Origin of the sequence: Algoriphagus sp. 4150, assembly GCF_031457395.1 — a bacterium.
In the GTDB taxonomy this organism is placed as follows: domain Bacteria; phylum Bacteroidota; class Bacteroidia; order Cytophagales; family Cyclobacteriaceae; genus Algoriphagus.
The window spans coordinates 640,168-653,192 of record NZ_JAVDWS010000001.1 but is presented as its reverse complement, the minus strand read 5'-3'; the positions used below and the strand labels follow the sequence as shown (position 1 = coordinate 653,192).

Genomic DNA, 13,025 nt, shown 5'->3' with positions numbered 1-13,025 from the left:
AAATCAAACTTTAGTTGGAATGGTGTAGGGATCACGATACGCTCTTGTGAGCATTTTATCTGCTTCCTTATCCTTGACAAACGTTTCGGTAGTGCCGTCAAATCTTAATTCACGACCTGTCAGGTAAGATACATTGGCGATCAATGGTAGCACTGATGACTTAAAACCTTCTTCTATATCACAGTGAAGAGCCTCGTTATTCCCTGCTCTTATTGCATCCAGGAAGTTGGCATAATGCTCTGCACCTCCCGGCGCTGCCAAAACTTGGCTACTCGGCTCCTGAACGGCTTCTTTTTTAGACTGGGCAAAAGGCTCCGTTTCCTTCTCACGGAAAGCTTTCCACCTACCTCCATTCAACTCCAGATACCCTTTGGTTCCGTAAAACACATTGCCTATATGGACATCTAAGCTGGATTCTCCATTTGTATATCTCCCTCTGGTTTCAAATTCCAGCATAGTGCCATCGGCGTATTTGAAGACCGAGCTTTGCGTATTGGGAGTTTCCTGTGAGCATTCGCTCGGGTCGATGCCGTAGATTCCTCCGGCAGAATAAACTGAAACAGGATGCTCATTCTTGTTCATTCCCCATCGGGCTACATCAAACTGATGCGGTCCCTGATTTCCTGTGTCTCCATTTCCTGTGGCCCAGTGCCAGTGCCAATTGTAGTGTACTTTCTTTTCGTTATATGGAATCATCTCAGCAGGACCTCTCCAGTAATCGTAGTGCAAAGAATCGGGTGCTGTACTATCTGCCACTTTGCCAAAAGAATCACGTGGCTTGAAGCATGTGCCACGGGCCATGTAGACATCGCCTATTCCCCCACCGTGAAGAAATTCCATCGCTTCCATTACATTGGCAATGGACCGGTTTTGGAAGCCTACCTGTACCCTGCGGTCATATTTGCGGGCGGCTTCCACCATTTTTCTTCCCTCCCATACGTTGTGGCTGGCAGGTTTTTCTACATAGACATGTTTTCCGGCTTGGCAAGCCCATATAGTGGCCAGCGCATGCCAGTGATTTGGTATAGCAAGAGACACCGCATCTATTTCTTTATCTTCCAGTACCTTGCGTATATCCCATTCAGTCAGGGGAGTTATTCCTGTTTTCTCAATTACAACTTTTGAGCCCGGTTCGAAATACTGCTCATCCGCATCACATAGGGTTTTCAATCTGACGTTGCGGTTATCTTTCAAAGCGCACCACTGATCGATGTGATTGCTTCCCTGTCCCCGGATTCCCACGACGGCTATGTTGATCCGTTCGTTTGCTCCAATGATCGAAGCGTATGATTTGGCACTCATACTCATGCCGGCCACCGCTATTCCGGCAGTACCTAAGAGACTTTTCTTAATGAATTCTCTTCTTTTTTCCATTTGATATAAGGTTATAGGGTTTGTTGTGTTTTTTCTGAGTTTTTAGATACATCGCTTGTTCGCTCATAATCAGTTCTTCAGCTATGACTTTTTAATCTAATCAATCTCTTTCTTTCCACCAATACTAATTATCCGGATAGCCAAATAACATGTGCAAACGATTGCGTTATTTATTGTACAACCACCGGGTTCTCACTATTTCCGAAAGACAAATCAGTTGTAGCTAGTGTAATGTTAAGTGTGAAAAGTACTGGATAAACCTGTCAGGTGGGGTGTTCAATATGATCGATATTTCAATATTTCCTCATCTCATTTACTAAATGTTATTAATCAAAATATTGGAAATCAGCGTGTTTAAGTCGATTTCCAAATTCGCTGATATACTGGGACACTATCGCCATTTACGGTGATATTCTATTTTATCACCATTTACGGTGATATTTTGATTTATCACCATTTACGGTGATATTAGCACCATGATTGCATTACTTACAGGAGATATTATCAATTCCAGAGAACTGAAAGATCAGAATCTCTGGATCCAACCGGTTAAGAAATTGCTGAGCAACTGGGGACAAACACCCAAGCAATGGGAGATATTCCGTGGTGATAGTTTTCAGTTGGAAATACCGGATCCCACAGAGAGTCTTCTGGCAGCCCTACGGATTAAAGCGCTAATCAAAAGCCTTCATAATCCGGATGAGAATAAAAGAAGCTCTCCCATCGATGTACGCATGGCGATAGGAATAGGCTCCAAGACCTATGACGCAAGTAGAATCTCCGAGAGCAACGGAGAGGCTTTTGTACGATCAGGTGAGAAATTTGAGCAACTGAAAAGTGAAATGATCACACTAGCCATTAATTCACCCTGGACGGATTGGAATATCGAAATGAATCTCTACCTGAAACTGGCAGGGATCCAAATGGATAGTTGGTCGATTTCCTCCGGTGAACTGATGTCAGAAATGCTCTCCAACCCGGCGCGTACACAAACAGAAATAGGAGAAGTGCTTCACATCAATCAAAACTCTGTGAGTAAACGGTACAAAGCAGCACATGGAGAAGATATTATGGCAATGGAAAAATTGTTTAGAAAGAAACTCAGCCAATTACTCTAATGCTAATTCTTATAAAACTCATACTCGCTCATCTAATTGGGGATTTTCTGTTGCAGCCCACCTCTTGGGTGAAGGAAAAAGAACAGCGTAAAGCTACCTCTCCAAAACTTTACTTTCATCTATTGATCCATGGTTGCCTTGTCCTGTTGCTTCTTTGGGATCTTGGCCTTTGGCCAATCGCCCTCTCTATCTGCATTGCACATGGGCTCATTGATCTGCTCAAACTTTACGCTCAGAAACCTAAAACCAAAACAAGGTGGTTTGTCGCAGACCAAGTGATGCATCTTGGGAGTATTTTTATTATTTGGGCAGTTTTCACGAAAGTGTCCCTGGATTGGCAATCCCTATTTCAGGATCCTACGATCCTTGCACTGATTACATTGGTGTTTTTTCTCACTCAACCTACGTCCATTATCTTATCAACTTTGCTCAGAAAATGGTCTGATTCCATTCCTACCCAGCCTGATCAATCCCTTCAGGATGCAGGCAAATACATAGGGATACTAGAGCGACTGTTTGTTTTTTCCTTCATAGCCACCGGGCATTGGGAGGCAGTGGGGTTCCTGCTCGCTGCCAAATCTGTATTCCGATTCGGCGATCTAAGAAAATCCAAAGAGCGAAAGCTCACTGAATACATTCTGATCGGAACCTTGCTGAGCTTTGGAACCGCCATGCTTTCAGGGCTTATCTTTTTATCCATTATCAATTAAATGAGCCCAAACGCAGAACTGGATTCCATCCAACTCAATTTTTCCTCCGGTGATTTGTTGCTTCTCAATCTCGCCCTGGCGCTGATCATGTATGGCGTAGCCTTGAACTTGAGGTTCGAAGATTTCAAGTACTTGGCAAAAAATCCCAAAGGCTTCTTTCTGGGCGTATTTTCCCAGTTTCTACTTTTGCCATTTCTTACTTGGTGTCTGGTGCTGATTATGAATCCCCCGCCATCGGTTGCTTTGGGAATGTTTTTGGTAGCAGCTTGTCCGGGAGGAAATGTCTCCAATTTCCTATCAAGTCTCGCCAAAGGAAATACAGCGCTCTCGGTAAGTCTCACTGCATTTTCCAGTTCTATTTCCATTATCAGTACTCCTTTGAACTTTGCACTTTGGGCAGGTTTCTATGCCCCTACTTCAGATTTACTTCGGGAAATCAGTCTGGACTATTCTGATGTCTTTTCTACAGTTTTGTTGATTCTGGGTGTTCCGTTGATTCTTGGGATTTTCACACATCGCTATGCTCCTGCATTTGCTGAAAAAACCTCCAAAATCCTCAAGCCATTGAGTATTCTGATTTTTGCGGCCTTTGTGGTGATTGCTTTTGCAGGGAATTTTAAGCTGTTTACCACATACATTTCTCTTATTTTCCTTTGGGTATTGGTGCATAATTTTGTGGCAATGGGCTCGGGATTTATTACAGGCAAAATCTTCAAATTGCCCCTGGCAGATGTGAAAACTTTGACGATAGAGACAGGAATTCAAAATTCAGGTTTGGGGCTGGTTTTGATTTTCACTTATTTTGATGGACTTGGTGGAATGGCTATTATTACGGCCTGGTGGGGCATCTGGCACCTAATCTCAGGAATGAGCATCGCAAGTCTTTGGAAATCAAAAGTCTGAATTATGACAACAGTTTGTGAAACGCTAAAAAATCAATGAAATACTTAATCAATGAATTCCTTCGCTTACTAGTTAAGATCTCGTTGAAGGGCTATTTCAAGAAAATCATCATTGAGGGTGCTGAAAATATACCGAAAAACACTCCCATTCTTTTGGTAGCAAACCACCAAAATGCACTGATTGATCCATTACTTTTGGCCACACACACTTCGCTAAAACCATATTTTTTAACTCGTGCATCTGTTTTCAAAAAATCATTTGTTGCCAAATTGCTGAATTTCATCCAAATGTTACCCGTATATAGAGTACGGGATGGATTCGCTACAATTCAGCAAAATCAAGGCACTTTTGACCAAACCTATGAAGTACTTCGTAAAAATGGATCAGTGATTATTTTTGCTGAAGGCAGTCATAGTCTGATCCGAAATCTACGTCCTCTAAGTAAGGGTTTTACCAGAATAGCTTTTGGTCTCAAAGAAAAATATCCTGATACTATCCCGGTAATTTTGCCGGTAGCATTAGACTATAGTGCACATAAGCGGTCCGGAAGTATTGCACGCATCACAATTGGGAAAATTATTCCTGTGGACATGCCTGCTTCAAAATCCGGTCTACTGACCAAATCGGTACAAAAAGCGCTGCAAGACCTCGTGGTGGAGATACCGAATGAAGGATATGAGCAGCATCTGGAAAACCTAATAGAGCATCAAGTAGACCTGAGTTCAAGAGCAGATGTAAATCTATTCTTGGAAACAGGCGAAGTTGCAAATCCTGTAGCAGAAGCATCAGGACTAAAAAACAAACTGATGAAAATCTTCCATTTTCCACTCTATTGGCTGTGGCTATGGAAAAAGCCAAGTGTACAGGACCCTGTTTTTTCATCCACTTGGAAGTTTATGATAGGCTTTGCTTTAGCTCCATTTTACTATTTATTCTTGCTTTGGTTAGCGATGGATACCTCACTTGGAAGCTGGGCGTTGGCATTCCTGATTATGGCTTGGATTTCCCTCGTAGGCAATAAAAATCCTCAGGAATAAAGATGACCCTGGCAAAATTTTCTTTGGGATATTTTATAACTTTGAAAGAAGAGATAAACCCAAAAGAATATAACCATGAGTCAAGACTTCCTACCTTTAAAAGGGACTGATTACGTAGAATTGTATGTAGGCAATGCCAAACAATCTGCGCTCTACTATCAATACGCTTTCGGCTATGAACTGATAGCCTATGCGGGTCCCGAGACCGGCGTGAAAGACCGGGCTTCTTATGTCTTGAAGCAAGACAAAATCAGATTGGTACTCACTTCTCCCCTACAACCGGATGGAGAGATAGCTGCACATATCCAAAAACACGGCGATGGGGTAAAAGTACTGGCTCTCTGGGTGGATGATGCAAAGCAATCGTGGCTGGAAACAACCAATAGAGGGGCTGTTTCCGCTATGGAGCCACAAACGGTCATGGATGAAAACGGTCATGTGGTCTTGGCATCCATTGAAACTTACGGAGAAACCATCCATACTTTTGTGGAGCGTAAGGACTATACCGGAATTTTTCTTCCCGGATATCAGCCGAGATCCAGTACCTATTCACCTCAGCCCATTGGTCTCAAATATATAGATCATTGTGTGGGAAATGTTGCGCTGGGGGAAATGAACCGTTGGGTTGAATTTTATGAAAATGTCATGGGATTCAAGTTGCTCATCACCTTTGACGACGAGGATATTTCCACTGAATATTCCGCGTTGATGTCCAAAGTGGTGTCCAATGGCAACGGTTACATCAAATTCCCCATCAATGAGCCCGCAGAAGGCAAAAAGAAATCGCAAATAGAAGAATACCTTGATTTCTACCATGGTCCGGGCGTACAGCACATGGCTATAGCCACAGATGACATTATTCACACCGTGACGGAGTTGAGAAAAAGAGGAGTAGAGTTTCTGGTGGTGCCCGCTTCCTACTATGATGACCTGCTTGATCGTGTGGGTAAAATAGATGAAGACCTTCAGCCATTGAAACACCTAAATATCCTTGTAGACAGGGATGACGAAGGGTACCTGTTGCAGATTTTCACCAAACCTGTGCAGGACAGACCTACTTTGTTTTATGAAATCATCCAGCGAAAAGGTGCGAAATCCTTCGGAAAAGGAAACTTCAAAGCACTGTTTGAAGCCATCGAGAGAGAACAGGGACTCCGGGGAAACCTATAATAACAAAAAGCCGACTTCTGATAAGGTCGGCTTTTGATTTGCAATTCTTTCCACATCCATGCTTTCTGAAAGATGCGCTCTGGATAAGCCGGAGAGCTTCTCGCCTGACTTTAGCTTTCTGTCACCAAATCTGCTTGCGCATGAGTCTTGTTAAGTAGAGATAAATTACCCAAACATGACGAGCAAATGGTCACAGCAGCCGAACTCCCAAAAGGTCTTGTGTATATACGGGACTCACAGCCCGGAATACTTAGAAAGAAACGAGGCCGTGGTTTTATTTTTCTGGACAAAGACAACCAAAAGCTTACCGATGAGTCACAATTAGAGCGGATCAAAGAGCTGGTAATTCCACCGGCATGGAAGGATGTATGGATCAGCCCAAAAAAGAACAGCTATTTACAGGCTACAGGAATAGACGAAAAGGGCAGAAAACAATACCTATACCATCCAAAATGGTCAGAATATTCAACTAAAATCAAGTATGACGACCTGCTCAAATTTGGGTTTTATTTGCCCATTCTGCGAGAGCGGTACAAGAAGGACTTAAAGGAAAAAACCTGGAATAAAAATAAAGTTTTGGCTCTGGCAACGGCATTGCTGGATGAATTATACCTACGTGTGGGTAACAAACACTATACAGAGAGCAATAATACCCATGGACTGACTACGCTAAGAAGAAAGCACCTCAAGGAAGATGGTCAAAAATTGCTGATCAATTACACGGCAAAAAGCGGAAAAGAACGCTCTGTTTCACTCACCGACAAAAGACTGATCCGGCTGCTCAAAGATTGCTCTCAGCTCCCCGGATATGAGCTCTTCAGGTATCGGGATGGAGATGTGTGGCATACAGTAGGCTCTTCTTCATTAAACGACTACATCAGCCAGGAAGCTCCGGAAGATGATTATTATACTGCCAAATATTTTAGAACTTGGGGAGCAAACTGTGTTTGTATCAAACATACAGATGAAGTAAAACTCCTGTGTGAAGGGACAAAAAAAAAGCCTGAAACTACTTTAATCAAATTGGTAGCGGAAGAAATGGGACATACAGTAGCTGTCTGCAAAAACTCCTATTTGCATCCTGAAATTTTGTCCCAATGCCTGAATCCCCAAAAGCTAAAGAATTGCTTACCTAAAGGATTTTCCAATAGAGGATACAAACCTGAAGAGATTCGACTGATGAAAATCCTTTGTTCCAGAATTAGCTAAATTTCGATAAACTCACCTTGGCATGTTTTTTTAACTCTAAAAAAGCAAAGAAAATATAACTATGAGCAGAACCGATGTGAGGCATAGCATCCAAAAGATATTTGCACAAATCACACACAAACAAAGTGGATGACCTTACATTTTGACAGAGAAGCTACCTAATCTTCCAATTAGTCATATACATCATATCTGTCCTACTATTTCCATGCGATTATCCGAAAGAAACAATCACAAAAAATTCAGTGTGAATGAAACTATCAGTTGCTCAAAACCTTACTATGATACCATTCCCAATTCGTACTTTGGGTTTTGAAACCAAAGATGGTAATCAGCTTTATAAGCAATTGGCAGGATCATTCCCTACTACTCAATTTGGCTCTTCAAATACAACCGTGAGTTACTAATGGAAAACGAACAAAATATGGGAAATCTAACCCCGTCGCGATTTAAAATCACACATATCCCCAACTTAATGGTGGAGAGTTTTAAGCAATGGAATGACGCTGATCCATGGAGGCTCAGTGCCGTGGTAGCTTATTATGCTGTGCTATCTCTCCCGGCACTTATGGTGATTGTGATCAATACTGTAGGAGCAATCTGGGGCGTAGAGATCGTCACAGGCCAACTCAACAATGAACTTGCTTCAGCTATGGGTCCGGAAACGGCAAAATTCATGACTGACATGGTGGAGCAAACCCAGAGTAGCGGCAAGTCCTGGATTGCTTCTATCATTGGGATTGGTGTTTTGATATTCGGTGCTTCAGGTGTCTTCTTTCACTTGAAAATCTCTATAAATGCCATCTGGGGACTCAAGCAAACAGATGACGTAAAATGGTACTATACTTTGTGGGATCGTGCCCTCAGTTTCGGATTTGTACTAGTGTTAGGTTTTTTGTTATTGATCAGTTTTGTATTGACTGCACTCCTGTCCTTCTTCAGTGATTTTATCAAAAGTATATTACCTGAGTTTGTTGTAGTTTTTGCGTTTGTCGTGGATTTCGCAATTTCTTATGGAGTAATCGCCTCCCTTTTCGCCTTAATATTCAAATACCTGCCAGACGCAAAGATCAGATGGAAATCCGTGTGGGTCGGAGCATTTCTCACTTCTTTCCTTTTCTCCATTTCTAAATTCCTACTGGGTATATATTTTGGGGCTGCAGAACCGGGATCTACCTACGGAGCCGCAGGCTCAATAATTCTGATCTTACTTTGGGTTTCCTACTCCTGCTTGATCTTCTTCTATGGTGCCGAATTTACCAAAGTATTCTCCATAAGATATGGCTATGGCATTATCCCCAAAAAACATTATTCCAGAGTAAAAAAAAAGGAGATAGTACTTAAAGGGGATTATGTCCCTCCGCCAAAAGATCCTGTGGTGGAAGGTGAAGTGGATGAATTAAAAGAAGAAAATCAGCCAGGAAGAGAAGATGGTGTGGATGCAGGTTAAAATAAGATTGGCGATTGTAAATGAATTTATCCAAATGGTTTAGAGGGGGCTTAGCAGTGGAGCTGAGAGAAATTTAACCCAGTCATATTCAATATCGAAAGAATTAACAGATGGCATATTTTGTGTTTTTATATATCTTAGAACCTAAATAATTTTTAAAACATGACTACCATAGATCCCAGCATCTCAGCCAAAGCAGACTTTTGGCTTAATGGCAATATCGATGAAGACTCGAAAGCCCAAATCCGAACACTTATTGATCAAAATCCCTCAGAGTTAACAGATTCATTCTATCAGGATCTGGAATTCGGCACCGGAGGACTTAGGGGCTTGATGGGTGTAGGAACCAATAGAATGAATGTCTACACGATAGGAATGGCTACCCAAGGGCTGGCAAATTACCTTCTGAAGTGCTTTCCCGGTGAAACAATCCGTGTAGCAATTACCCACGATTGTAGAATAAATAATACACTTTTTGCCACAACTACGGCAAATGTCCTCACTGCAAACGGAATTCACGTACTCTACTTCAAAGAAATGCGTCCTACTCCCATGCTTTCTTTTGCTGTACGTCATTACGGTTGCAAAAGCGGTGTGATGATCACAGCTTCGCACAATCCAAAAGAATACAATGGCTATAAGGCCTATTGGGACGACGGTGCACAGGTAGTCGCTCCGCACGACAAAAACATCATCGATGAAGTGAAAAAAATCACCTCTTTTGATGATGTCAATTGGGATAAAAACGACGCTCTTTTCCAGTACATCGAAGAAGACTTCGATGGGATTTACATGGATCTTGTCAAAGGATTGAGCCTGGCTCCTGATGCTATTGCTGCACAAAAAGATATGCCTATAGTCTTTTCTCCAATCCATGGAGCTTCAGGCAAAATGGTTCCTGCAGCTCTTAGGGCCTTTGGATTTGAAAATATCAACATCGTAAAAGAGCAGGCTGAACCCGACGGAAATTTCCCGACGGTCATATACCCAAATCCCGAAGAAGCAGAGGCTTTGACACTTTCACTGAAGCTTGGAAAAGAAGTAGGAGCAGAATTAGTGTTGGCTTGTGATCCCGACGGTGACCGATACGCAGCAGCTGTACCAAATGCTTCCGGAGAATTTGAACTGTTGAACGGAAATCAAACAGGTGCATTTCTGACCTACTATCTACTCAGCCAATGGAAAAAATCGGGTAAATTAGACGGTAATCAGTTCATGGTGAACACCATCGTCACCACAGAGCTAATTGATAAAATCTGTGAAGGATTTGGAGTGAAATGTTTCTCGGTTCTAACAGGATTCAAAAACATCGCCGCAATCATTAAAGATCTTGAAGGGAAGCAGACCTTCATCGGTGGCGGGGAAGAATCTTACGGATATTTGATTGGTGATTTTGTACGTGACAAAGATGGGGTTAGTGCCTGCGCCATGGTAGCAGAAGCAATATCCTATTACAAAACCCAAGGCAAGACCGTGTTTGATGTGCTTGCCGAGATATACACTCAGTTTGGATTCTATAAGGAATCACTTATTTCTGTCACCAAAAAAGGCAAAGACGGAGCTGAGCAAATTCAAGCTTTAATGACTGATTTCCGTCATAATCCACCTGCAGAAATGAATGGTGTGGAAGTAGTGAAAATAGTGGATGTAAAAGAAAGTACCGTAAAAGATGTGAAATCCGGAAAGTCAGAAAAACTCGATATGGATAAATCCAATGTGATGCAGTTTTATCTTACTGACGGAAGTAAAATCTCTGCCAGACCTTCCGGAACAGAGCCTAAAATCAAGTATTACTTCTCGGTAAATGCTCCATTGACCAATGCAGCAGACTACAGAAAAGTAGAAGCTACCTTATCTGAAAAACTGGAAGGACTTAAGAGATATTTCAGCTAATATCCTAACCAATCAAACTACAAAAAGCACTGATTTCTCAGTGCTTTTTTATTGCCTTTTCCACAACACATCAGCAAAATATCCTTCCGAATCCATAAAACTTTCTTCTACATGAAATCCACCTGATGATGCTAAAGCATGGATTTCACTCAAACTGTACTTCTTGGAAATTTCAGTAAAAATTGACTCATATGCCTCAAATTCAAAAGTTTGATTTAAGGCTCCAACGGTTACTTGCTGGGCTTTTTGAGAAACCAAATAGCTTCTACACTCCCCGCTTACAGGATTATAAGTAGGCCAGTGCACAAATGAATCCCGGTCAAAATCAGCGTCCAATTCTCTGTTGATTCGGTCAAGCAAATTAAGGTTAAATTCACGCGTAATTCCCTGCTTATCATGATAAGCATCTAAGATGGTCTGCGGATGTTTTTTTAAGTCAAAACCAATCAAAACCAAGTCTCCGCGCTTAGTTCCCACACGTAAATGGTTTATAATATTTTTGGCTTCTTTTACCCCAAAATTTCCAAGATTGGCTCCAAGAAATAAGACAAAGTTCGGTTTTCCATCTTCCCAAATTTGCTTCTTGAGTGAGTCACTATAGGTATCCTGAATAGGGCTAACCGATAATTCAGGAAGTTCAGACGCCAAACTTTGCTGCAACTCTTCCAATACCGATCCTGAAAAATCCACAGGGAAATAGCTGAACTCAACTCTCTTTTCTACTAGATATCTCAGTAAGATCTTCGTCTTTAATCCATCACCGGCACCAAGTTCCACCAAATTGAACGGTTTTCCCAAAGCAAGAATTCCTGCCAATATTTGCTCCTGCTGTTCTTCCAATATCTCATATTCCTTGCGTGTGAGGTAATATTCCGGCAACGCCATAATCTGCTGAAAGAGTTTGTCTCCTTTAGCATCATAGAAATATTTGGAAGGGAGTGTTTTGGGCCTAGAATTCAGTCCCAGCATTACATCTTGGGCGAAGGTCCCAAAATCTGTGTTTTTTGCATTCATAAATTAAAGTGATTTGGCAAGGCGTATTCCCATAAACTGCCATCTAAACTGTGGATGAAAAAAGTTTCTATAAGTAGGTCGTGAGTGATCTTCAGATGTAGCAACAGAAGCTCCCCGCAAAACCATCTGGTTTATCATAAATTTGCCGTTATACTCCCCTATCGCACCTGGAGCAACTTTAAAGCCCGGATAAGCCAGATAAGCAGAGTTGGTCCACTCCCATCTTTTGCCCCAGTCAAATTGACTCTGGGCTACTTCCCACTCAAATTCTGTGGGTAATCTCTCCCCTCTCCAACTTGCGAAAGCCGATGCTTCATAGAAATTCACATGGGCAACAGCTGCTTCTTTATCAATTGGATTCAATCCATTTAATGTGTAGTAGAACCAAGCGCCGTCTTTCTTTTCCCAATAAAGTGGAGCTTTGACCTTCAATTCCTTTGCCCAAGCCCAGCCTTCATCATGCCAAAAGGTCGGTTCTTCATAGCCCCCGGCTTCCATAAACTCCAAATACTCCTGATTGGTAACTAAAGCAGAGGAGATTGCAAAATCATTGATATAGACCTTATGCGGATTAAGCTCATTGTCATAGCAAAAATCATCACCTCCATATCCAATTTCATAAATACCTGAATCAACAGCAATCCATTTTGACTTTGGTTCAGAAGCATATTCTTTGATATCCATCACACTTGGATTCAACGGATTAAACCACAAACTGTACTTTAAATCCGTGATTAGTAATTCTTGGTGCTGCTGCTCGTGATTCATTCCTAAGATTACCAGGTCATTTATCCCGGCAATATTCTTTTGAATCAGATTTTTCATCGCCTCATCCACATAAGCCCTATAAGTTTTCACTTCCTCGACAGAAGGCCTGGACATCAGCCCTCGCTGATTTCTCGCTGTTCTGGCTCCTAAAGAATTATAATAGGAATTGAAAAGGAAATTGAATTGGGGATGTTTCACCACATAAGTGGGGTCATTTGGCACCAAGATAAATTGCTCAAAAAACCAAGTAGTATGGGCCAAGTGCCACTTGGGAGGGCTCACTTCCTCTGAGGCTTGTAGGCTGAAATCCTCAGTAATTAAATTTGAGCAAAGATGAAGGGAGCAATTTCTAACTCCCTGAAAAGCTTCTGTTAAATCCATA

Annotated in this window: 12 protein-coding genes; 9 read left to right on the top strand and 3 right to left on the bottom strand. The window is 41.9% G+C overall.

Going from position 1 to position 13,025, the window contains the following annotated elements:
- Window positions 1-3 precede the first annotated feature (3 nt).
- Window positions 4-1,374 (bottom strand): Gfo/Idh/MocA family oxidoreductase, encoded by a 1,371-nt coding sequence (locus J2X69_RS02800; RefSeq protein WP_310098105.1) that lies wholly within the window; start codon window positions 1,372-1,374, stop codon window positions 4-6.
- 476 nt (window positions 1,375-1,850) lie between these two features.
- Between J2X69_RS02800 and J2X69_RS02795 the strand changes: the two genes are divergently transcribed.
- From J2X69_RS02795 to J2X69_RS02755, 9 genes are all read left to right on the top strand, one after another.
- The gene (locus J2X69_RS02795; RefSeq protein WP_310098101.1) at window positions 1,851-2,492 is read left to right on the top strand and encodes a hypothetical protein; all 642 of its coding nucleotides are present in this window, start codon (window positions 1,851-1,853) and stop codon (window positions 2,490-2,492) included.
- Window positions 2,492-3,202 (top strand): DUF3307 domain-containing protein, encoded by a 711-nt coding sequence (locus J2X69_RS02790; RefSeq protein ID WP_310098098.1) that lies wholly within the window; start codon window positions 2,492-2,494, stop codon window positions 3,200-3,202. The genes J2X69_RS02795 and J2X69_RS02790 overlap by 1 nt, the downstream gene beginning before the upstream one ends.
- Window positions 3,203-4,105 carry a bile acid:sodium symporter family protein gene (locus J2X69_RS02785; protein WP_310098095.1) on the top strand — a complete coding sequence of 301 codons (903 nt, stop codon included), beginning with the start codon at window positions 3,203-3,205 and terminating at the stop codon, window positions 4,103-4,105.
- A 35-nt stretch (window positions 4,106-4,140) separates the two neighbouring features.
- Window positions 4,141-5,142 carry a 1-acyl-sn-glycerol-3-phosphate acyltransferase gene (locus tag J2X69_RS02780; protein ID WP_310098093.1) on the top strand — a complete coding sequence of 334 codons (1,002 nt, stop codon included), beginning with the start codon at window positions 4,141-4,143 and terminating at the stop codon, window positions 5,140-5,142.
- 75 nt (window positions 5,143-5,217) lie between these two features.
- The gene (gene hppD, locus J2X69_RS02775) at window positions 5,218-6,312 is read left to right on the top strand and encodes a 4-hydroxyphenylpyruvate dioxygenase (protein ID WP_310098091.1); all 1,095 of its coding nucleotides are present in this window, start codon (window positions 5,218-5,220) and stop codon (window positions 6,310-6,312) included.
- A 186-nt stretch (window positions 6,313-6,498) separates the two neighbouring features.
- A complete protein-coding gene (locus tag J2X69_RS02770; protein ID WP_310098089.1) occupies window positions 6,499-7,521 on the top strand; it encodes a DNA topoisomerase IB in 1,023 nt (340 codons plus the stop codon).
- A 248-nt stretch (window positions 7,522-7,769) separates the two neighbouring features.
- Complete coding sequence (locus tag J2X69_RS02765; RefSeq protein WP_310098087.1) at window positions 7,770-7,925, top strand: hypothetical protein; 156 nt, start codon at window positions 7,770-7,772, stop codon at window positions 7,923-7,925.
- On the top strand, window positions 7,925-8,968 hold the full coding sequence (locus tag J2X69_RS02760) for a YihY/virulence factor BrkB family protein (RefSeq protein ID WP_310098085.1): 1,044 nt from the start codon (window positions 7,925-7,927) through the stop codon (window positions 8,966-8,968). The genes J2X69_RS02765 and J2X69_RS02760 overlap by 1 nt, the downstream gene beginning before the upstream one ends.
- Window positions 8,969-9,130: 162 nt before the next feature.
- Window positions 9,131-10,861 (top strand): phospho-sugar mutase, encoded by a 1,731-nt coding sequence (locus tag J2X69_RS02755; RefSeq protein ID WP_310098084.1) that lies wholly within the window; start codon window positions 9,131-9,133, stop codon window positions 10,859-10,861.
- Window positions 10,862-10,909: 48 nt separating this feature from the next.
- Here J2X69_RS02755 and egtD read toward each other — a convergent pair whose 3' ends face one another.
- Window positions 10,910-11,875: an L-histidine N(alpha)-methyltransferase gene (gene egtD, locus J2X69_RS02750; RefSeq protein ID WP_310098082.1), complete on the bottom strand. Its 966-nt coding sequence runs from the start codon at window positions 11,873-11,875 to the stop codon at window positions 10,910-10,912.
- A 3-nt stretch (window positions 11,876-11,878) separates the two neighbouring features.
- Complete coding sequence (gene egtB, locus J2X69_RS02745; RefSeq protein WP_310098080.1) at window positions 11,879-13,024, bottom strand: ergothioneine biosynthesis protein EgtB; 1,146 nt, start codon at window positions 13,022-13,024, stop codon at window positions 11,879-11,881.
- Window position 13,025 lies beyond the last annotated feature (1 nt).